Origin of the sequence: Micromonospora krabiensis (assembly GCF_900091425.1) — a bacterium.
Classification (GTDB): Bacteria; Actinomycetota; Actinomycetes; order Mycobacteriales; family Micromonosporaceae; genus Micromonospora; species Micromonospora krabiensis.
The window spans coordinates 1,594,588-1,615,498 of record NZ_LT598496.1; the positions used below are offsets into that span (position 1 = coordinate 1,594,588).

A 20,911-nucleotide genomic window follows, 5' to 3' on the forward strand; every position below is an offset into this window, starting at 1 on the left:
CGGCGCCTCACCGCCTCGGCGCGTACCGCGCCAACGGGTTGTCGAGGGTGCCGACGAGTTGCAGCGCCGCCGACGGGTCCGCCAGGTCGACCATCTGCTGGTTGTTGCGCAGCTGCAGCCGGTTGAGGCAGGAGAGCGCGAACTCCGGGGCGAACAGGTCGTAGCGACGGGCCCGCTCGGCTAGCTCCGGCGCCCCGTCCAGGTAGTCGGCCGCGCAGGCGGCGACCGTGCCCCAGAAGTCCTCCTCGCTGAGCACCCCGGCCTCGACCAGGATGGCCGCCAGGTGCCGCAGGAAGCAGTCCACGACGTCGGTGAAGATGGACAGCAGCTTCATGTCCTCCGGGACGTCGGCCCGGATCCGCTCCACCTCCGGTGGCAGTGGCCGGTCGGCGCTCATCACCACGATCTCCTCGGCGATGTCCTTGAAGATCACCCGTTCGACGGTGTCGCGTTCGTCGAGGACCAGGATGACGTTCTCGCCGTGCGGCATGAACGCCAGGTCGTACGCGTAGAACGCGTGCAGCAGCGGCGTCAGGTAGGCGTCCAGGTAGCGGCGCAGCCACTCGCGCGGCGCCAGCCCGGAACGCGCGACGAGGGCGGCGGCGAACGAGCCGCCGTCGGCGTCGGTGTGCAGCAGCGACGCCATGGTGGCCAGGCGTCGGCCGGGCTCCAGGCCGGGGACCGGGCTCTCCCGCCACAGGGCGGCGAGCATCTTCCGGTACGGGGAGTACCGGTCGGTGGCCTCCTCGTACTGCCGGTGCCGGTAGCCGACGGCGGCCCGCTCCCGGATGACGGTGAGTCCGGTGGCCTTGAAGGTCTCGTCGGCGGCGATCAGCTCGGCGAGCCAGTCGTTGATGGCCGGGGTCGCCGCCATGTACGCGGCCGACAGGCCGCGCATGAAGCCCATGTTGAGCACGGACAGCGCGGTCTTGACGTAGTGCCGGCCCGGCTCGGTGACGTTGAAGAAGGTGCGGATGGACTGCTGGGCGAGGTGCTCGTCGGTGCCGGGGCCGAGGTGGACCAGCCGGCGCCGGGCGACCTCACCGGCGAAGGTGACCGACAGCTTGTTCCACCACTGCCACGGGTGGACCGGGATCAGCAGGTAGTCGGCCAGGTCGAGGCCGAGCCCGGACATGGTGTCGGCGAACCGGGCCAGGGTCTCCGCGCCGAGTTCGCCGCGGACCAGGGTGTCGTAGTCGAGGTCGGCGGCGCCGCTGAACGCCGCGTGGTCGCGGTGGGCGGCCAGCCAGACGAGTCGAACCGGACGCGCCGCCTCGGGGGCGTACCGGTGGTACTCGTCCAGGCCGAAGCCGAGGCGGCCGTTGTTGGCCACGAAGCAGGGGTGTCCCTCGGTCATCGACGTCTCGATGGTCTGGAAGTCGGCCACGGCCAGCTCGGCCGCCGGCACCGATGGTCGGTGCAGCTTGTACGCGATACCGGCGAGGGTGGAGGTGATCTCCTCCAGGTAGACCGGGAGGACGGAGACGCTCAGCCCGAGCGTCTCGCGCAGGTCGAGGACCAGGTCGACCGCGTCGAGCGGCAGGTCGGCGTCCCCGCGTCGCCGGTCGATGGTGTCGGCGTCGATCTGCCAGTGCTCCAGGGCGTACACCCGGGCGGTGAACCGGTAGGTGACGGTGCCGTCGTCGCCACGCACCGTGTACCAGCGGCGGTCGCCGCCGGTGGCGGCGTCGGCGGGCGGGTCGGCCGGCTGCGGCGTGATCAGCCGCTCGTGGGTGAACTCGGCGAGCGCCTTGCGGACCAGCAGCCGGTTGGCCCGCTCCCAGAGCGCCGGGCTGAGGTGGGCGGCGGGGTCGGCGGTCACGCGGAGGCTCCTTCGGGGGTGGCGGCGGCGCCCGGGACGGGTGCCGTGCCCGGGACGGGGTCGGTGCCCGTGGCGGCCCGGAACCGGGCCCGGGTGCAGATGCTCAGCAGTGCCTGCTTCTCCGGCTTGGCGACGGTGCCGACGACCTCGAAGCCGACCGCGGCGTTCAGCGCGTGGACGGCCGTGTTGCGGACGTCGGGCTCGACCACCACCCGCCGCGTCGTCGGATCCGCGAACAGCCACGCCATGACGGTGGTGATCACCGCGCGGGTGAAGCCGTGCACGGGTGGGTCGGCCGGCGCGCAGAGGAAGTGCATGCCCACGTCGCCGGGGCGGGCGTCGTGCAGACCGACGAGCTCGACGTGCGCCGGGTCGTAGCGCTCGGCCAGGAAGGCCGGGCGGCCCCGGTGCAGCCCCAGGAACGCGTCGTGGTGGGGGTGCGCGGCGATGCGCCGGTACTCCCGCGTCACCTCGGCCACGTCGGCGTCCTGCATCAGCCAGAACGTCGCCTTCGGGTGGGTGACCCAGCGGTGCAACAGCGGGGCGTCTTCTTCCGGGTCGAGCGGACGCAGGGCGAACTCGCCGAGCCGGTCGTCGACGCGCGTGAACACGGTCATGACGCCATCCCCGCCGGCGCCCCGAACTCCTGGAACGCGATGCTCTTCTCGATCGGGTAGTGCTCCCGGCCGAGCAGCTCCCGGATGATCCAGGAGTTGCGGTACGGGCCCATGCCGAGGTCGGGCGACGTGATGCTGTGCGTGTGGGTGCCGGCGTTCTGGAGGAAGATCCCCCGCCCGGTGTGGTCGATGCTGTAGTTGCGGGCCACGTCGAAGCGGCCGTGCGCGTCCCAGCGGATCCGGTCCCGCACCGGTTCGAGGAACGCGGGGACCCGGTAGTGGTAGCCGGTGGCGAGCACCAGCCCCTCGGTACGCAGGCCGAACTCCCGGTCCTGCTCCACGTGGCGCAGGCCCAGCGCGTACGTGCCGGTGTCCGGGTCGTGCGCCGCGCTGGTCAGCTCGGTGTTGGTGAGCAGCCGGGTGTTCACCGGCCCGTCGACGCTGCGCTCGTACAGCAGGTCGAAGATGCCGTCGACGAGGTCGGCGCTGATCCCCTTGAACAGCCCCTTCTGCTCGGCCTCCAACCGGTATCGGGTCTCCTCCGGCAGGGCGTGGAAGTAGTCCACGTAGTCCGGTGACGTCATCTCCAGGGTGAGCTTGGTGTATTCGAGGGGGAAGAACCGCGGCGAGCGGGTCACCCAGGTGAGCTGGTAGCCGTAGGTGTCGATGTCGGCGAGCAGGTCGTGGTAGATCTCGGCCGCGCTCTGCCCGCTGCCGACCACGGTGATGCTCCGCTTGGTCCGCAGGGCCGCGCGGTGCTCCAGGTAGCCGGAGTTGTGCACCGCGTCGCCGGTCAGCCCCGCGCAGGCCGGCGGCACGTGCGGCGGGGTGCCGGTGCCGAGCACCAGGTGCCGGGCCCGGTGGGTGACCGTCTCGTCGCCGACCCGGGCGTGCACGACGTACCGCTGGTCGGTCTCGTCGTACTCGACGAGGGTGACCTCGTGGCCGAAGCGCAGGTTGGGCAGCTTCGCGGCGGCCCAGCGGCAGTAGGCGCTGTACTCGTTGCGCAGCGGGTAGAAGCTCTCCCGGATGTAGAACGGGTAGAGCCGCCCGGTCTCCTTCAGGAAATTGAGGAAGGAGAAGGGTGAGGTCGGGTCGGCGAGGGTGACCAGGTCGGCCAGGAACGGGGTCTGCAGCCGGGCCGACTCGAGGAGCATGCCGGGGTGCCAGTCGACCCCCGGCCGGGACTCCAGGAACACCCCGTCCAGCTCGCTGATCGGGGCGGTGAGACAGGCCAGGCCCAGGTTGTACGGGCCGAGGCCGATGGCGACGAAGTTGTGGGTGGACATCCGGCCCTCCGGGTGCGGCTTCGGGTTCACGGTGGTCAGCCGACCTGGCAGGCGAGGTCGGTGGCGGTCCGCTCGCGCACGTACCGGCCGGCGTGCTCGGCGAGCAGCTCCAGCACGTGCCCGACGTCTTCCAGGGTCGTCTCCGGGTTGAGCAGCGTGAACTTGAGGAAGTGCCGGCCGTCCACGGTCGTGCCCGCGACCAGGGCCGCGCCGGATGCGGCCAGCGCCTCCCGGGCGTACAGGTTCGCGGCGTCGGCGAGCTCCCGCCCTCGGCCCGTGGGCAGGTAGCGGAACACGACGGTGCTGAGCGGCGAGCGGGTCACCACCTCGAACCGGGGGTCCTCGCTGATCAGCTCCCAGGCGCCGGCCGCCCGGTCGACCACCTCGTCGAAGAGCGCGCCGACCGCGTCCGGGCCCATGACCCGCAGGGTCAGCCAGAGCTTGAGGGCGTCGAAGCGGCGGGTGGTCTGGAGGCTCTTGTCGACCTGGTTGGGGATGCGCTGCTCGACCATCCGGGCCGGGTTGAGGTAGTCGGCGTGGTAGGTGGCGTGGCGCAGCACCCGCCGGTCGCGGACCACCAGGGCGCTGGAGCTGACCGGCTGGAAGAAGGACTTGTGGTAGTCGACGGTCACCGAGTCGGCCCGCTCGACGCCGTCGAGCAGGTGCCGGCGGGTCGGTGAGACGAGCAGACCGCAGCCGTACGCCGCGTCGACGTGCAGCCACACCCCGGCCGCCTCGGTCACGGCGGCCAACTCGGGAAGGGGGTCGATGGACCCGAAGTCGGTGGTGCCGGCGGTGGCGACGACGGCCATCACCACCAGGCCCTCGGCGCGCAGCCGGGTGATCTCCCGTCGCAGGGCGGCCGGCACCATCCGCCGCTGCGCGTCGGTCTCGACGGTCACGACCGCGTCGGGGGCGAGACCGAGGAGCTTGGCCGACTTCTGCACGCTGAAGTGCCCGACCGCCGAGGTGAGGACGCGCAGCCGGGGCAGCAGGTCGCGTCGTGCGTCGGCGGCCGGCGCGACCAGGCACGCCTCCTCCCGGGCCAGCAGCAGCGCCTGGAGGTTGGACTGGCTGCCGCCGCTGGTGAAGATGCCGTCGGCGTCCGCGCCGAAGCCGATCCGCGTCGCCGTCCAGTCGATCAGGTGCCGCTCGACGAGCGTGGCGCCGGCGCTCTGGTCCCAGGTGTCCATGGAGGAGTTGACGGCGGTGAGCAGGGCCTCGCCGAGCAGCGCCGGGATCACCACGGGACAGTTCAGGTGGGCCAGGTAGCGGGGGTGGTGGAACCACACCGCGTCGCGGAGGTAGACGTCCTCCAGTTCGTCGAGGGCGGCGCCGGCGTCGCCGAGCGGCCGGTCCAGGTCGATGCCGGCGACCCGCGGGGCGAGCGCGTCCGGGGTGATGCCGGTGAACGGACGGTCGGCGGTGGCGACGCGGCGGGCCACGCGGTCGACGCCGTCGGCGAGCGCCTCGCGGTAGCGGGCGAGGTTGCCGGTGTGCAGCAGGTGGGCCCGGGCGGGCGATCCGGTCGGGGCGGAGACGGTCTCGGCGGTGCGTCCCGGCAGAGTCATGGGCAGGTCCTCCACGCGCGGTTGCGGACGGAATTCGGGCAGCCGGAACCCGCCCCCGGTGTCTCACGGCGGCAGGATCGGCGGGGCGGGACGGGGGGCCGTCAGGCGGTCAGCTGACCTTCTTCGCGGCGCGGATGGCGGTGGCGAGGTTCTCCAGCAGCGGGGCCGCGCCGGCGTACGAGAAGCGGGGCACCGCGTCCCACGGCGTGACCTGGTTGGCCTTCACCGCGGGCAGCTGCGCCCAGGTGGGCCGGGCGGCGAGGTCCTTGGGCTGCAGGGCGGTGCTGCGGTTGTCGAGCAGGATCAGGTCGGCCGGGAACTTGCCGGCGTTCTCCCAGCTCAGCGCCTCGAAGTAGTCGCCGTTCTCCAGCTTGGTGGGCACCACGATGTCGACGCCGAGTTCGGCGAAGTACATGAGGTCGGTGCTGACCTTCGGGTTGGAGACGTAGAACAGGTCGGGGCTGCCGGAGGAGGCCATGACCTTGATGCCGGGGTTCGCCTTCACCGCGTCGCGGACCTGCTGGGCGGCAGCCTCGAAGCGGGCCTTGGCGTCGGTGACCTTCTTGGCCGAGAGGTCGGCGCCGAGCGACTCGGCGAGCTGGGCGTACCGCTCGATCGGCTTGGTCATCGGCACGCGGGCCGTGGTGATCGCGACGCTCGACGCGAGCGGGAGGATCTTGTTCTTGCTCTCGTCCGGGACGTACCAGAGGGCGCCGGGGTCGTACATGTGGGTGACCAGCAGCTCGGGGCGCAGCGCCGCGTACTTCTCGATGCTGAACTCGCCCCAGACGTTGCCGAGGATCTCGACGCTCTCCACGTCGAGGTCGCCGGCCTGCGGGTCGACCGTGCCGTCGGCCCGCTTCGTCTCGCCGAACACGCCGACGATCTGCTTGTCGAGTCCGAAGTCGACCAGGGCGGCGGCGGTGCCGGTGAAGGCCACGACCCGGGTGGGCCGGGTGTCGGCGGAGACCTTCTCGTTGCGGTCGTCGGTGAACGACCACGGCCCGCCGCTGCCGGCAGCGGTCGGCGTGGCAGCGTCGTCGCCGCCTCCACAGCCGGCCACGAGAGCGGCCAGGGTGGCGGCCCCACCGGCCAGCAGGCTGCGACGGGAGAGGCGACGGGCGGTCACGGGATCAAGCATGGTGAACGTCTTTTCGGTCAGGGTCGGTGCGACCATTGGACAGCGCGGTTAGGTTAACCTAACCTAATTGGCTGTCAAGCCCGTACGGCGTTTCCCCACCTCGGAGCCCACACTGTCCGTCACCCAGTCGCCGTCCCTCGGTGACCGTGTCGAGGCGCCACCCGCGCCCGCACCGCCCCGGCGGGGCCGCACCACCGTGCGCGCCGTCGGGCTGGTCGCCGCTCTGCTCCTGCTCGTCGTCGTCACCGTGCTCAGCATCGCGGTGGGCGCGAAACAGCTCCCCCTCGCCGATGTCTGGTCGGGCCTGCTCGACCCCGACTCCGCCGAGTACGCGGTGGTGCACCAGATGCGGCTGCCCCGGACCCTGCTCGGGCTCCTCGCCGGGGCGGCCCTCGGCGTGGCCGGCTCGGTGATGCAGGCCCTGACCCGCAACCCCCTCGCGGATCCGGGCCTGCTCGGCATCAACGCGGGCGCCTCCGCCGCCGTCGCCAGCGCCGCGATCCTCGGCGTGACCGCCCTGTCGGGCTACGTGTGGTTCGCCCTGCTCGGCGCGGCGGCGGTCACCGCGCTCGTCTACGCCGTCGGCGGCGGGCGGGGTGCCACCCCGGCCCGGCTGGCCCTGGCCGGGGCGGCCCTCAACGCCACGCTCTACTCGTACGTCAGCGCGGTGATGCTGCTCGACGCGGCCTCGCTGGACCGGCTGCGCTTCTGGACGGTGGGCTCGCTCGCCACCGCCGACGCCGCGACGGTCGGCCGGGTGCTGCCCTTCCTGGCCGCCGGCCTGCTGGTCGCGTTGGCCACCGCGCGTCCGCTGAACGCCCTCGCCCTCGGCGACGACGCGGCTCGGGCGCTCGGGGCCCGCCCGGCGCTGATCCGCGCGGCCGTCATCGTGGCCGTCACCCTGCTCTGCGGGGCCAGCACCGCCGCCTGCGGGCCGATCGTCTTCGTCGGGCTGCTCGTGCCGCACCTGGTGCGCGCCCTGACCGGCCCAGACCTGCGCTGGCTGCTGCCCTACTGCGCGGTGCTCGCGCCGGTGCTGCTGCTCGGCGCCGACGTGCTCGGCCGGGTGCTCGGCCGACCGGGCGAGCTCCAGGTGGGAATGGTCACCGCCGTCCTCGGCGGGCCGCTCTTCCTCTGGCTCGTGACCCGGCGGAGGGTGGCCCGACCATGACCGTGTTGCGGACGCCGGGCGGCGTCTCCCTGCGGTTCCGTCCCCGCGCGCTGGCCGTCGGCGTCGGCGCCGCCCTGCTCGCCGCCGGGCTGGGCATCCTGGCCGTGGCCGGCGGCGACTACCCGATGTCCCCGGCCGACGTGCTGCGCACCCTCACCGGCGGCGGCACCCCGGCCGAGGAGTTCATCGTCCAGGAGCTGCGGCTGCCGCGACTGGTCACCGCCATGCTGGTCGGCGCCGCGCTGGCGCTGGCCGGCGCGGTCTTCCAGTCCCTGGTCCGCAACCCGCTGGGCAGCCCCGACGTGCTCGGCTTCACGCAGGGCGCGGCGACCGGCGCGCTCGTCGTGGTCGTGCTGGGCGGCAGCAGCCTCGCGCTCTCCGGCGCGGCGGTGGCCAGTGGGCTGGCCACCGGCCTGCTCATCTACGGCATCGCCTGGCGCAACGGCGTCCACGGCTACCGCCTCGTCCTGGTCGGCATCGGCGTCTCCGCGATCCTCACCGGCGTCAACGGCTACCTGCTCACCCGGGCGCCCCTGATGGACGCGGCCCGTGCCATGCTCTGGCTCACCGGCAGCCTCGACGGGCGCGGCTGGTCCGAGGCGACACCGCTGCTGGTGGTGCTGGCGGTCGCGACGCCGGTGGTGCTGCTCGGCTGCGGCCCGGCGCTGCGCATGATGGAGCTGGGCGACGACACCGCGAGCGCCCTCGGCGTCCCGGTCCAGCGGCTGCGCCTGGTGCTGCTCACCGCCGCCGTGCTGCTGGTCGCCTTCGCCGCGGCCGCCGCCGGACCGGTGTCGTTCGTGGCGCTGACCGCGCCGCACGTGGCACGGCGGCTCACCCGGGCGCCCGGCCCGAACCTGCTGCCCGCGATGTGCGTGGGCGCCGCCCTGCTGGTCGGCGCCGACCTGCTGGCGCAGCGCGGCTTCCCCGGGCAGCAGCTGCCGGTCGGCGCGGTCACCGGCGCGCTCGGTGGGGCGTACCTGGTGTGGCTGCTGGCGATGGAACGCCGGGCCGGACGCATATGACCGCCCGCGAGGAGAACGGAGCACCGATGGAGACCGGCACGGCGCGGTTGAGCGGCACCGGCATGACCCTGGCGTACGACCGGCGCACCATCGCCGAGGACCTGACCGTCGCCGTCCCGGACCGGTCGTTCACCGTGGTCATCGGCCCGAACGCGTGCGGCAAGTCGACGCTGCTGCGCGCGCTGTCCCGGATGCTGCGGCCCAGCGCCGGCGCCGTCCTGCTGGACGGGCAGGACATCCACCGCCGTCCGGCCCGCCAGGTGGCCCGCACCCTTGGCCTGCTCCCGCAGTCCTCCATCGCGCCGGACGGCATCACCGTCGCCGAGCTGGTGGCCCGCGGCCGGTATCCGCACCAGGGGCTGCTGCGGCAGTGGTCACGCGAGGACGAACGGGTCGTCGACCAGTCGATGGCGGCGACCGGGGTGGCGGACCTCGCGGACCGCCCGGTGGACGAGCTCTCCGGCGGCCAGCGGCAGCGGGTGTGGATCGCCATGGCCCTCGCCCAGCAGACACCGCTGCTGCTGCTCGACGAGCCGACGACCTATCTGGACATCGCGCACCAGATCGAGATCCTCGACCTGTGCGCGCGGCTGCACGAGGAGCAGGGCCGCACGCTGGTCGCCGTGCTGCACGACCTGAACCACGCCGCCCGGTACGCCACCCACCTCATCGCGATGCGCGACGGGCGGGTGGTCGCCGCCGGCGCGCCCGCCGAGGTGGTCACCGCCGACCTGGTGGCGGAGGTCTTCGGGCTGCCGTGCCGGGTCATCGACGACCCGGAGACCGGCACGCCGCTGGTCGTCCCGGCCGCCCGCCGCCGCACCGGCGCGCTCGCGCCGGAGCCGGTGTGAGCGCCCGACTGTTCCGGGACCGGTGGGGCGTTCCGCACCTGCGGGCCACCGACCATCGGGCGCTCGCCGTCGCGCAGGGCCGGGTGACCGCGTACGACCGGGCGTGGCAGTTGGAGGTCGAGCGGCACCGGGCCGCCGGCAGCAGCGCGTCCTTCCTCGGCGCCGACGAGGTCGGCTGGGACCGGTTCGCCCGGCAGGCCCGGCTGGTGGACACGGCCCGGCGCTGCTACGCCGCCCTGGACGCGGAGACCGCCGACTGGGTACGCGCCTACGTGGAGGGCGTCAACGCGGGCCTGCCCGCCGGGGCGGCCCGGACGCCCGAGTTCGCCGCCGTGGGGCTGACGCCGGGGCGGTGGGAGCCGTGGACGCCGCTGGCGGTGTGGCTGGGCCACCACATCCTCTTCGCCGGCTTCCCGACGAAGCTGTGGCGGGAGCACGTCGCCCAGCGGCTCGGCGGGGCCCACGCCGACCTCTTCGCCGCGGACCAGCCGACCACCGCCGGCAGCAACGGGTGGCTGCTGGCCGGCGGGCGCACCGCCACCGGTGCCGCCCTGCTGGCCGGCGACCCGCACCGGTTCATCGAGGACCCCGGCGTCTACCAGCAGATCCGGTTGGCCTGCCCGGAGTACGACGTGGTCGGCTTGGCGGTCCCCGGCGTGCCGGGCGTCGCCCACTTCGGACACACCGGTCCGGTGGCCTGGGCCATCACCAACGCGATGGCCGACTACCAGGACGTGTACGCCGAGCGGCTGCGCCGCCGCGACGGCGGGGTCGAGGCGTACGGCCCGGACGGCTGGCGTCCCGCCGACACGCACCCGGAGACCGTCGAGGTGGCCGGGGCGGACCCGGTCGGCGTGGAGGTCGTCGAGACGGCGCGCGGGCCGGTCGTCGCGGGCGGCCCCGACGAGGGGACGGCGCTGAGTCTGCGCCACCCGCCGCGGGTGCTCGCGGACCTCGGCTTCGCCACGCTGCCCGCCCTGCTGCGCGCCCGTACGGTCGCCGACGTGGACGCGGCCGTCGACCGCTGGGTCGAGCCGGTCAACGTGCTCCTGGCCGCCGACACCGCCGGTGGCCTACTGCACCGGGTCGCCGGGGCGGTGCCCGTGCGGCATCCGACGAACCGGCTGCGGGTGGTGCCGGCGTGGGCGCCGGAGCACGCGTGGCAGGGCTGGCATGCGCCGATGCCCCGCGCGGAGGTCGACGGCCGGGCGGTGATGGCGAACGAGCGCGGGCTGGCCGCGCCGCTGGGCGTCGAGTTCGCCCCGCCGTACCGGGCGGACCGCATCGGGCACCTGCTGGACGCCCGGCCGACGTGGACGGCCGACCGGATGTCGGCCGTGCAGACCGACACCCACCTGGGCTCGGCCGCGCCGCTGCTCGCCCGCCTGGCCGGGCTCACGGGGCTCGACCCGGCCGCCGGGGCGCTGCGGGACCGGCTGCTGCGCTGGGACCGGCGGATGGCCGCCGACAGCACCGACGCCGCCGCGTTCGCGCTGGTCCGCGCGGCCGTCGTACGCGGGCTCGCCGCGCACCCCGTGCTGGCGCCGCTCGCCGACCCGCCGCCACATCCCGACGTGTTCCAGCCCTGGCTCGCGCTGGTGCCCCGGGTCGCGTACGCCCTGCCGGCGCTGCTGGCCACCCCGCTGCTGCCCGCCGCCGACGTGGACGCGCTGCTGCGCGCCGCCCTGACCGAGGTGGCGGCGGACGAGGCCGCCCGGGGCGGGCTGCCGCCCTGGGGTGAGCTGCACCGGCTCACCCCGTGGCAGGCGTCGCCGCACCCGCACGCCGGCCCGGCACCGGAGCTCGCGGGCGACCACGACTGCGTTCTCGCCACCTCCAGCGTCCCCGGCGTCACCCACGGCTGCCTGCGCGGCCCGGCGGCGCGCCTCGTGTGGGACCTCGCCGACCGGGCGGGCAGCCGGTGGGTGGTGCCGTTCGGTGCGTCCGGCGTGCCCGGGGACGCCCACCACGACGACCAGGCGCCGTCCTGGCTGGCCGGCGACCTGCTGCCGGTGACCACCGACTGGGACCAACTCACCGAGGAGCGAGATGACCGCTGACCGCACCACCGCCCTGCCGCGCGGCGCGACCGGCCCGCACCACCACGACCGGGGCGTGCCCGGGTTCGGCCGGGTCACCGTCCGGCCGGTCGACCCCGACGGCGACGTCGACCTGCTGCACGGCTGGGTGACCCAGGAGCGGGCCCGCTTCTGGGGCATGCGGGAGGCCAGCCGGGAGCGGGTCCGGGAGATCTACGCCTACCTGGACTCGCTGGACACCCACCACGCCTACCTGGTGCACCGCGACGGGCGACCGGCGGCGCTGCTGCAGACGTACGAGCCGGGGGCCGACCCGGTCGGCGCGTGCTATCCGGTCCGGGCCGGTGACTTCGGTCTGCACCTGCTGATCGGCCCGCCGACGGCGGTCGAACCCGGCTTCACCGGGACGCTGGTCGGCGCGCTGCTCGACTTCGTGTGGGCCGAGCCGGGGCGGCGGCGGCTGGTGGTGGACCCGGACGCCCGCAACGAGCGGGCCATCGTCCGGTTCGTCCGCATCGGTTTCCAACCCGGTCCGCTGGTCGACCTGCCGGAGAAGCGCGCCCAGCTGCTCTTCCTGGACCGGCCGTCCGCCGACGCCGCCTGACCGCCCCGGCGGGGCGCCTCCCGTCAGGGGATGGTCACGCCGTACGCCGCGAGGATCTCCTGGATCGGCTGGTAGTAGGTGGTGCCGCCGCTGGTGCAGTTGCCGCTGCCCCCGGAGAGGATGCCGACGATCCGGCCGGTCGAGGCGACGTAGAGGGGGCCGCCGCTGTCGCCCGGCTCGGCGCAGATGTTGGTCCGGATCAGCCCGGACACCGAGCCCTGCGCGTAGTTGACGGTCTGGTTCAGCCCCGTCACGGTGCCGCAGCGCACGCCCGTGGTCGACCCGCTGCGGCAGACCGCCAGGCCGATGGTCGCGTTCGTGGTGCCGTTGACGGTGAGCTGACCGGGATAGGTGTGGACGGCGCTGGGGCGCGGGATCGTCCCGGTGTAGCGCACCAGGCCGTAGTCGTTGCCGGGGAAGCTGCTGCCGGTCCGGCTGCCGAGCACGGTCGTCTGTCCACTGTCGGCGTACCATGTGGCGCCGAGCGTGGTGCAGTGGCCGGCGGTGACGAAGTAGGAGGTGGTGCCGCTGCGGACGTTCGCACCGAGCGAGCAGCGCCCACCGCCGCCGTAGATCGCCTGCCCGCCGGCGATCAGCGTCCGCAGCTGACCCGGCTCGCGGCGCAGCGCGGCTCCGGCCCGGGCGGCGGTCTCCCGCAGCGCGGCCAGGTCGCGGGCGCTCACGGTGTCGTCGACGGTGAGGGTCATCCGGCCGGTGGCCGGGTCGAGGCCCCAGGCGGTGCCGGTGGTACGCACCCCGGCCAGCGCCGCGGCCGCGGCGACCGGGTCGGCGGCGGTGTCGGGCCGGGCGGCGGTGTCGGGGTGGCCGGCGGTGTCGGAGCGGGCGGCGGTGTCGGGGTGGGCGGCGGTGTCGGGGCGGGCCTGGGCGGCGGCGGGAGTGCCCACCAACAGTGCGCCCAGGACGAGGGCGACGAGCGGGAGGCGACGCATCCGGTCCTCCGATTCGATCGGTGAAGGTCGATGCCTCAGCATCCGCCGCTCCGCCGCGCCGTTCAACCCCCTCCGCTGGACGCGCTGGTCAGCGCGGCTCGGTGACGAGGGTCAGCGCGGCTCGGGAGCCGGCGCCGGCAGGACCACCCGGGGCACCGTCGGAGCGCCGCGTCGCCGCCACTCGCGCGGGTAGCCCAGCGACACCTCCTCGAACCGCACCCCGTCGTGCCACGTCGTACGCGGAATGTGCAGGTGCCCGTAGACCACCGCCGCGGCCCGGAACCGCCGGTGCCAGTCGGCGGTGCCGACCGTGCCGCACCACTGCGCGAACTCCGGATGACGCAGCACCAGGGTCGGCTCGCGGACCAGCGGGAAGTGGTTGACCAGCACCGTCGGGTACGCGGGGTCGACGGCGGCGAGCCGGCGCTCGGTGGTGCGCAGCCGCGCCGCGCACCAGGCGTCCCGGCTCGGGTACGGGTCCGGGTGCAGCAGCATCTCGTCGGTGCACACCACCCCGACGTCGTACGCCCGGCGCAGCGACTCGGCCTTGGTGGAGGCGCCGGGCGCGTGGAACGAGTAGTCGTAGAGCACGAAGAGCGGGGCGACGGTGACCGGTCCGCCCGGCCCGGTCCACACCGGATAGTCGTCCTCGGGCGTGCACACTCCCAACTTCCGGCACATCGCGACGAGTTCCCGGTAGCGTGCCTCGCCGCGCAGCGCGACCGGGTCGTTCGGCAGCGTCCACAGCTCGTGGTTGCCCGGCGCCCACACCACGGTGGCGAACCGGTCGCGCAGCAGGGCCAGGGTGGCGCGGACGTCCGCGAACCGCTCCGCCACGTCGCCGGCGACGATCAGCCAGTCGTCGTCGGAGCCGGGGCGCAGCCCGTCGACGACCGCGCGGTTCTCCGCGTACCCGACGTGCAGGTCGCTGACGGCGAGCAGCCGGCCCTCCACGGCTCAGCCGAACTCGGCCCGGACCCAGTCGGCGAGGTCCCGCGCGGAGTCGTCGACCGCGTCCCGCCACGCCCGGTCCGCGCCGTCCCCCGCGTCGTCGCTGACCCGCTTCACCAGCCGGCACGGCACCCCGGCCCGGGAGGCGGCCCAGGCCACCGCGTACCCCTCCATGTCGACGAGGTCCGCCCGCCGGGCCAGCCGGGCCCGCGCGTCCTCGTCGGCGATGAACGCGTCGCCGGTGGCCAGGACCGCGGTCGGCGCGCCGAGGGTCAGCGGGGCGCCGTACGTCTGCCCGGTGAGGGTGCGCAGCAGGTCGGTGTCGAGATCGTGCTGGAGCACGGTGCCGATCTCGTGGACGCCGGCCCAGCCCGGGCGCAGCGCGCCGGCGGTGCCGAGGTTGAGCACCAGGCTCGGCTTCGGCCCGGACGCCAGCACCTGGGCCAGCGCCGTCGCGGCGTTGACCTTGCCCATGCCGGTCAACAGCACCGGGAGGCCGTCGCCGAGGTGGGCGGCCTCCTCCTCGACGGCCAGCACGGCCAGCGGCGCGTCAGGCCGGATCTCTCCCCGAAGAATCACCCCGGAATCGTACGGGCCGGACGGCCGGCTACCTCCCCCGCCCCGCACGCCGGTGATCAAGAGGTTTGCGTCACGCCGGGCGCGGATTTTGACGCAAACCTCTTGATCACCGCAGAGTGGCGGGGTCGGCCGGAGTGGCGGGGGCGGCGGGGCGGCCGGGAACGGGGACGTCGAGGGCCAGCAGGGCGCCGTCGAGCGGGTCGGGAGCGGTGAGGCCGTGGTCGGCGGTCGTGACGAAGAGCCGTCGCAGGCCCGGGCCGCCGAGACAGACACTCGTCGGCTGGCGCGCCGGCAGCCGGACCTCGCGGTCGAGCGTCCCGTCCGGCCGGTAGCGGCGCACCGCCGAGCCGCCCCAGAGCGCCACCCAGAGGTGGTCGGCCGCGTCCACCGTCATCCCGTCCGGCGCGCCGTCCACCGCCGGGTCCAGCCGCAGGAACGGCTCCCGGGCGCTCAACTCGCCGGTGCCGGCGTCCACCGTGAACCGGTCGACGTGCCCGCGCGGGGTGTCGGCCAGGTACATGCTGGTGCCGGCGCCGTCGAACGCCGGACCGTTGGTGATCGTCAACCCCGTCACCGCCGTGACGGGGGCGGCGCCCGGGTCGATCCGGTAGAGCGAGCCGCCGCCGGGCAACCCGGCGTACGTCATGCTGCCGGCCCAGAAGCGGCCGTGCGGGTCGGCCACCGCGTCGTTCATCCGGGCCGGTTCGGAGCGGTCGCCCTCCAGGTCGACGATCGGCCGGTACGCGCCGTCGCCACCCAGCCGGGCCACCCCGGTGCCGGCGGCGGCCAGCCACTCCCCCGGCCGCCCGGCCACCGGTGCGACCGCGCCCAGCGGCACGTCCAGCCGGCACAGCTCGTCCAACGGGCCGGGGGCGTCACCGCCGGTGGTGAGCAGCCGCCCGGCGAGCAGGTCGACCAGGACGAGGCGGTCGTCCACCCAGCGGGCGCCCTCGCCCAACTCCAGGCGGTCCGCGCTCCACGGGGTCGGCTCGGTCAGCTCCATGTCTCCTCCTGGCGTCAACGCAGCGCGGTGCCCGGCTCGTGGTCGAGCAGGGCCAGCTCGGTCCGGTCCGGCAGACCCTCCCAGTCGCCCCGGGTCGCGACGGCGAAGGCGGCCGTGGTCACCGCGCGGTCCAGCCGTCCGGCCACGTCCGCCCCGTCGAGCAGGGCGGACAGCCACCCGGCGACGAAGGCGTCGCCGGCGCCGATGGTCTCCACGACCGGCACCCGGCGGGCGGGGCGGTGCAGGGTGCCGCCCTCGTGGTGGCTGGTCGCCCCGTCGCCGCCGAGCTTGACCACCACCTCTCGCACACCGGCGGCACGCAGCGCGGCGGCCGGGTCGTCGGCGTCGGTGAGCACGGGCAGCTCGTCGGGGGAGGCGACCACCACGTCGACCGCCGACAGCAGCGGGCGCAGCGCCTCGGCGGCCTCGGCGACGGACCAGAGCCGGCTGCGGTGGTTGACGTCGAGGCACACGGTCGCGCCCGCGCCGTGGGCCCGTTCGACGGCGGCCCGCACGGCGGCGTACGGGCCGGGGCCGAGGGCGCAGGTGATGCCCGTGACGTGCAGCACGCGGGGGGTCACCGCGTCGAACGCCCGGGTCACGTCGGCCGGCGCCAACCGGGACCCGGCGGAGCCGGCCCGGTAGTAGGTGACCCGGTTGAGGTCGGCCACCCGCGGTTCGAACAGGATCAGCCCGGTCGGCGCGTCCGCCGTCACCCGCGCCCAGCGCAGGTCCACGGCCTCGGCGCGCAGCGTGCGGCGGACCAGCGCCCCCGGTTCGTCGGCGCCGGTGACCCCGATCCAGCCGGCCCGGTGGCCGAGCCGCGCCAGGCCGATGGCCACCGTGGACTCTGCGCCCGCGACGGAGACCCCGGCGGCGCCGCCGAGCCGCAGCGGACCGGCGGACCGGAAGGCGGCCATCGTCTCGCCGAGCGTGAGCACGTCGATCCCACCGGCGTCCCCGCCGGGCACGGCGGGCCGGGTCGCGTCCTCGGCGGTCACCCCGGGCCGGGTCGCGTCGTCGGCGCCGGTCACGGGCGGACCGCCGCGAGGAACGCCGCCGCCCGCTCCCGCAGGGCGGCCGGGTCGCCGCCCCGGACCGCGTCGCCGAGCAGGGGCGACCCGACGCCCACGGCGACCGCCCCCCGGTCCAGGTAGCGCCGGGCGCTGTCGACGTCCACCCCGCCGACCGGCACCAGCGGCGTGTCCGGGAACGGGTCGCGCAGCGCGCCGAGGTAGTCCGGGCCGCCGATCGAGGCGGGGAAGAGCTTGACGGCGGCGGCGCCGGCGGCCCGGGCGCGGACCACCTCGGTCGGCGTCAGCGCGCCCGCCAGCACCGGCAGCCCGAGCCGGGGGGCCTCGTCCAGGCTCTCGGCGAGGGCCGGGGTGACCAGGAACGTCGCGCCCGCCTCGGCCGCCGCCCGGGCGTCCTCGGCGGTGAGCACGGTGCCCGCGCCGAGGGCGAACTCCGGGCCGAGCGCGGCCCGGGCCCGGCGCACCACGCCGAGGGCGTCCGCGCCGGTCAGCGACACCTCGATCAGCGCGACTCCGCTGTCGGCCAGGGTGAGCACCGCGGCCAGCGCCGCCGCCGGGTCCGGGCCGCGCACGATGGCGAGCAGTCGATGGGTACGCAGGGCGTCGGTCAGGTTCATCGGTGTCCTTCGGATCGGTGGGCGGAGACGGTCAGCCGCCAGGCGACCTCCCCGCTGGTGGGGACCACGGCGGCGTCACCGGGGCCGGCGTCGGCCAGGTCGAAGGCGCGGCCGAGCATCGGCTCCACCCCGACGCTGCGGTACGGGTCGGTCTCGGGCCAGCCGCGCAGGTTGCGCCAGAGGGCGGTCGCCCGGGGCTGGTCGGCGCACTCCAGCTCCAGGGTCAGCGCGTCCGGCCCGTCCACCACCCGGACCCGCGGGCAGTCCACCAGCACCGCGCCGACGGCGGTGCCGTCGTCCGGGCCGAGCGCGTCCAGAGCCAGACCGGCCGGGGCCGGCCAGGCACCGGTCAGCCACGGCCGGCCGGCGGGCCAGGCGTCCGGCGGGAGCAGGACGGCCGCCTCCGGGTGCAGCCGGGTCGGGGTGCCGGCGGGGGCCACGAGGCGGGCCTCGGGTGACAGGTCCAGCAGGGCGTGCGCCGCCCACACGAAGCGGTAGCCCGGGTCGGCGGTAAGCCGGTAGTCGGCGACCACCACGCCGTCCCGCTCGCGCAGGCGGCGGGTGAGGGTGAAGTCGGGCCGTACCACGACGGTCTCCCCCGGCGCGGTCTGCCGCCACGGCCTCGACCAGACCTCGCCATGGTCCGGCACGCCGCGGACGGTGGGCAGGCACTCCTCCAGGCCACCGGCGTCGACGAAGGCCGCGTCCGGGCGGACGTCGGCCCGGCCCGGCTGCGTCCCGCGCCACAGCCACTCCCGGCCACCGCCGGAGAGGCTCGTCCACCGCCCGCCGAGCGCCGCGTCGGCGACGACCCGCAGCGGCACCGGCCGCTCCGGGCCGCCGGGCTCGTCCACCCCCGCCGAGCGGGTGGCGGCCACCGGACCGACCGTCCGGTCCGGACCGGAGCCGGCCGCGGTCACCATTCGGCGAAGGAGCCGTCGGGGTGCCGCCAGACCGGGTTGCGCCAGGCGTGCGGGTTCTCCGCGGCCTTGCGGACGGCGGCCTCGTCGACCGTGATGCCCAGGCCCGGCCCGTCGAAGCGGACGATGTGGCCGTCCACGAACCGGAACGGCTCCGGGTCGACGACGTAGTCGAGCAGCTCGGAGTCCACGTTGTAGTGGATGCCGATGCTCTGTTCCTGGATCAGGAAGTTCGGTGTCGCGAACGCGACCTGGAGGCTGGCGGCGAGCGCGATCGGGCCGAGCGGGCAGTGCGGGGCGAGCAACGCCCCGTACGTCTCGGCGAGCGCGGCGATCCGCCGCACCTCGGAGATCCCCCCGGCGTGCGACAGGTCCGGCTGCACCACCGACACGCCGGCCTGCAACGGGGCGAGGAACTCCGACCGTCCGTAGAGCCGCTCGCCGGTCGCGATCGGCACCGGGGAGGCGGCGACGAGGTCGCGCAGGTGGTGCGCCTGGTCCGGCAGGACCGGTTCCTCCACGAAGAACGGCCGCAACGGTGCCAGCTCGGGCAGGATGCGCCGCACCGCGGCGAACCCGGCGCGACCGTGGAAGTCCAGCGCGATGTCCCGGTCGTCGCCGAGCACCGCCCGGGCCGCGGCGACCCGCTCGACCACCGCGTCGATCTCGGCGGGCGTGGGGATCGGCGAGAGCCGGCCGGAGGCGTTCATCTTCAGGCCGGTCAGCCCGGCGGCCACCTGGGCGGCGGCCGCGTCGGCGATCTCGCCGGGCTCGTCGCCGCCGATCCACGAGTAGATCCGCACCCGGTCGCGCACCGGGCCACCGAGCAGGGCGTGCACCGGCACCCCGTACGCCTGGCCGGCGATGTCCCACAGCGCCTGGTCCAGACCCGCCACCGCGCTGGAGAGCACCGGGCCGCCCCGGTAGAACCCGCCCTTCGTCAGCACCTGCCAGTGCTGCTCGATACGCAGCGGATCCTCGCCCACGAGGTACTCGGCGAGCACCTCGACGGCGGCGCGGACCACCTCGGCCCGACCCTCCACCACGGGCTCGCCCCAGCCGACCAGCCCCGTGTCGGTCTCCACCCGGCAGAACAACCACCGTGGCGGGACCAGGAAGGTCTCGATCCGTTCGATCCTCACCGTTTGGCCCTCTCGTTCGCGGCCGCGGGACTCCGCTGTTCGCGCAGCTTCTCCACGTCCCGTACCGCCTTCGCCAGCAGTTCGCGCATCGCCGTCTCCGCCGCGCCCTCGTCGCCGCCGCGGATCGCGTCGACCACCGCCCGGTGGCTCGGCACCGGGTCGTCGTGGCCGTCGCCGTGTCCGTGCACCAGCCGGTCGCGCTCGGCGAGGCCGGTCTCCATCACCACTTCCATCCGGACCAGCAGCTCGTTGTGGGTGGCGGCGAGCAGGGCCCGGTGGAACGCGAGGTCGGCCGCGACCGCGGCGCCCGGGTCGGCGTGCGCGTCGGCCATGTCGTGCAGCGCCGCGTCGAGCACGGCGAGGTCGTCCGCGGTGGCGCGGGCGGCGGCCAGCCGCGCGGCGGCCGGCTCGATGATGGCCCGTACCTCCTGGAGCTTGTCGAGCAGCCGCGGATCGGCGCCGTCGGCGAACTGCCACCGGATCACGTCACCGTCGAGCAGGTTCCAGTCGGACCGGGGACGGACGAACGTGCCGCGCTTCTGCCGCGCGTCGACGATGCCCTTGGCGGTGAGGACCTTCAGCGCCTCCCGCAGGGCGGTGAGGCTGACGTCCAGCTCCTCCTGCAGGGCGGCCAGGTTCAGGGTGGCGCCCTCGGCGATCTCCCCACTGAGGATGCGGCGGGCGATCACCTCGACGGTCTGTCCGTGGACGCCGCGGCCTGCGTACTGTGCCAAGTCTCTTCGTGCCTTCTCGCTCGTGGGTCTCGATCTCTCAGGCCGAGGCTTTCACCGCGGTCCAACCGCCGTCCACCACCAGGCTGGTGCCGGTGACGTACGCGGCGTCGGGCGAGGCGAGGAACGCCACCACGGCGGCCACCTCCTCCGGGGTGCCGAACCGCTTGGCGACCGTCTCCGCGACGCTGCGGCGGCGGTCCTCCTCGCCGATGCCGTCCCAGGCGCCGGTCAGGATCGGGCCGGGCAGGACACTGTTGACCCGCACCCGGGGTCCGTACTCGACGGCCAGTTGCCGGCCGAGCGCGACCAGCGCGCCCTTCGCGGCGGCGTACGCGGGCCGGCCGGGCAGCCCGACCAGCGCGTGCACCGACGACACCAGCACCACCGCCCCGGAGCGGGCGAGCAGGTCGTCCAGGCAGGCCCGGACACCGAGGAACGCGCCGGTGAGGCTGACGCCGAGCTGATGGTCCCAGGATGCCCGGGTGGTGCGGTGCGCGGGCGCGACCTCCACCGCGTACGCGTTGCTGACCAGGATGTCGACCGGGCCGAGCGTGTCGCGCACCCGCGCCACCGCGGACGCCCAGGCGGCCTCGTCGGCGACATCGGCCACTACGGACAGTGCCCGACCGCCGGCGGCGGTCAGTTCCTCAGCCAGCGGGGTGCAGTCGTGGACGTCGAGCAGCGCCACTCGGGCGCCCTCGGCGGCCAGCCGACGGGCGGTCGCCGCACCGATACCCCCGTACGCGCCCGTGACCAGCGCTGTTCTACCGTCCAACCGACGCGCGTCCGGACTCATCCACACCCCAACCCACCGAGCCGTTTAACCATTAATTACGAATACATCTTGACAG

Annotated in this window: 20 protein-coding genes; 5 read left to right on the forward strand and 15 right to left on the reverse strand. The window is 75.0% G+C overall.

The features are described 5' to 3' along the window. Positions 1–7: 7 nt before the first annotated feature. From GA0070620_RS07065 to GA0070620_RS07085, 5 genes are all read right to left on the reverse strand, one after another. Positions 8–1,822 (reverse strand): IucA/IucC family protein, encoded by a 1,815-nt coding sequence (locus tag GA0070620_RS07065; RefSeq protein ID WP_091589108.1) that lies wholly within the window; start codon positions 1,820–1,822, stop codon positions 8–10. Beyond that, entirely contained in the window at positions 1,819–2,439 is a 621-nt protein-coding gene (locus GA0070620_RS07070; protein WP_091589109.1) for a GNAT family N-acetyltransferase, read from the reverse strand. Before GA0070620_RS07070 ends, GA0070620_RS07065 begins: the two co-directional genes overlap by 4 nt. Continuing rightward, positions 2,436–3,728, reverse strand: a complete 1,293-nt coding sequence (locus tag GA0070620_RS07075; RefSeq protein WP_091598238.1) for a lysine N(6)-hydroxylase/L-ornithine N(5)-oxygenase family protein — start codon at positions 3,726–3,728, stop codon at positions 2,436–2,438. The genes GA0070620_RS07070 and GA0070620_RS07075 overlap by 4 nt, the downstream gene beginning before the upstream one ends. 35 nt (positions 3,729–3,763) lie before the next feature. After that, positions 3,764–5,299, reverse strand: a complete 1,536-nt coding sequence (locus GA0070620_RS07080; protein ID WP_091589110.1) for a pyridoxal phosphate-dependent decarboxylase family protein — start codon at positions 5,297–5,299, stop codon at positions 3,764–3,766. A 109-nt stretch (positions 5,300–5,408) separates the two neighbouring features. Next, the gene (locus tag GA0070620_RS07085) at positions 5,409–6,440 is read right to left on the reverse strand and encodes an ABC transporter substrate-binding protein (RefSeq protein ID WP_091598240.1); all 1,032 of its coding nucleotides are present in this window, start codon (positions 6,438–6,440) and stop codon (positions 5,409–5,411) included. A gap of 67 nt (positions 6,441–6,507) precedes the next feature. Between GA0070620_RS07085 and GA0070620_RS07090 the strand changes: the two genes are divergently transcribed. The 5 genes from GA0070620_RS07090 (at position 6,508) to GA0070620_RS07110 (ending at position 12,130) form a co-directional block, all read left to right on the forward strand. Then, entirely contained in the window at positions 6,508–7,611 is a 1,104-nt protein-coding gene (locus GA0070620_RS07090; protein ID WP_091589111.1) for a FecCD family ABC transporter permease, read from the forward strand. Continuing rightward, entirely contained in the window at positions 7,608–8,636 is a 1,029-nt protein-coding gene (locus tag GA0070620_RS07095; protein ID WP_091589112.1) for a FecCD family ABC transporter permease, read from the forward strand. Before GA0070620_RS07090 ends, GA0070620_RS07095 begins: the two co-directional genes overlap by 4 nt. A gap of 62 nt (positions 8,637–8,698) precedes the next feature. Then, the gene (locus GA0070620_RS07100; RefSeq protein WP_091598242.1) at positions 8,699–9,487 is read left to right on the forward strand and encodes an ABC transporter ATP-binding protein; all 789 of its coding nucleotides are present in this window, start codon (positions 8,699–8,701) and stop codon (positions 9,485–9,487) included. Beyond that, positions 9,484–11,547, forward strand: coding sequence for a penicillin acylase family protein (locus tag GA0070620_RS07105; protein WP_091589113.1), 2,064 nt, complete (start codon positions 9,484–9,486; stop codon positions 11,545–11,547). Before GA0070620_RS07100 ends, GA0070620_RS07105 begins: the two co-directional genes overlap by 4 nt. Then, a complete protein-coding gene (locus tag GA0070620_RS07110) occupies positions 11,537–12,130 on the forward strand; it encodes a GNAT family N-acetyltransferase (protein WP_091589114.1) in 594 nt (197 codons plus the stop codon). Before GA0070620_RS07105 ends, GA0070620_RS07110 begins: the two co-directional genes overlap by 11 nt. Positions 12,131–12,153: 23 nt before the next feature. Here the strand turns inward: GA0070620_RS07110 and GA0070620_RS07115 are convergent, their stop codons facing one another. The 10 genes from GA0070620_RS07115 to GA0070620_RS07160 all read right to left on the reverse strand — a co-directional run bounded on the left by GA0070620_RS07115 (position 12,154) and on the right by GA0070620_RS07160 (position 20,856). After that, positions 12,154–13,080: a S1 family peptidase gene (locus tag GA0070620_RS07115; protein WP_091589115.1), complete on the reverse strand. Its 927-nt coding sequence runs from the start codon at positions 13,078–13,080 to the stop codon at positions 12,154–12,156. A 111-nt stretch (positions 13,081–13,191) separates the two neighbouring features. After that, positions 13,192–14,034 carry a metallophosphoesterase family protein gene (locus GA0070620_RS07120; RefSeq protein ID WP_091589116.1) on the reverse strand — a complete coding sequence of 281 codons (843 nt, stop codon included), beginning with the start codon at positions 14,032–14,034 and terminating at the stop codon, positions 13,192–13,194. A gap of 3 nt (positions 14,035–14,037) precedes the next feature. Then, the gene (locus GA0070620_RS07125) at positions 14,038–14,610 is read right to left on the reverse strand and encodes a nucleosidase (RefSeq protein WP_091589117.1); all 573 of its coding nucleotides are present in this window, start codon (positions 14,608–14,610) and stop codon (positions 14,038–14,040) included. Positions 14,611–14,716: 106 nt separating this feature from the next. After that, positions 14,717–15,613, reverse strand: a complete 897-nt coding sequence (locus tag GA0070620_RS07130) for an SMP-30/gluconolactonase/LRE family protein (RefSeq protein WP_091589118.1) — start codon at positions 15,611–15,613, stop codon at positions 14,717–14,719. A gap of 14 nt (positions 15,614–15,627) precedes the next feature. Then, positions 15,628–16,647: a sugar kinase gene (locus GA0070620_RS07135; protein ID WP_231922269.1), complete on the reverse strand. Its 1,020-nt coding sequence runs from the start codon at positions 16,645–16,647 to the stop codon at positions 15,628–15,630. Continuing rightward, a complete protein-coding gene (locus tag GA0070620_RS07140; RefSeq protein ID WP_091589119.1) occupies positions 16,644–17,264 on the reverse strand; it encodes a bifunctional 4-hydroxy-2-oxoglutarate aldolase/2-dehydro-3-deoxy-phosphogluconate aldolase in 621 nt (206 codons plus the stop codon). The genes GA0070620_RS07135 and GA0070620_RS07140 overlap by 4 nt, the downstream gene beginning before the upstream one ends. After that, positions 17,261–18,142: a hypothetical protein gene (locus GA0070620_RS07145; RefSeq protein ID WP_231922270.1), complete on the reverse strand. Its 882-nt coding sequence runs from the start codon at positions 18,140–18,142 to the stop codon at positions 17,261–17,263. The genes GA0070620_RS07140 and GA0070620_RS07145 overlap by 4 nt, the downstream gene beginning before the upstream one ends. 38 nt (positions 18,143–18,180) lie before the next feature. Continuing rightward, entirely contained in the window at positions 18,181–19,326 is a 1,146-nt protein-coding gene (dgoD, locus tag GA0070620_RS07150; protein ID WP_091589120.1) for a galactonate dehydratase, read from the reverse strand. Further along, positions 19,323–20,060, reverse strand: a complete 738-nt coding sequence (locus GA0070620_RS07155; RefSeq protein WP_091589121.1) for a FadR/GntR family transcriptional regulator — start codon at positions 20,058–20,060, stop codon at positions 19,323–19,325. Before GA0070620_RS07155 ends, dgoD begins: the two co-directional genes overlap by 4 nt. Before the next feature lie 37 nt (positions 20,061–20,097). Further along, positions 20,098–20,856: an SDR family NAD(P)-dependent oxidoreductase gene (locus tag GA0070620_RS07160; RefSeq protein ID WP_091589122.1), complete on the reverse strand. Its 759-nt coding sequence runs from the start codon at positions 20,854–20,856 to the stop codon at positions 20,098–20,100. Between the last annotated feature and the right edge of the window lie 55 nt (positions 20,857–20,911).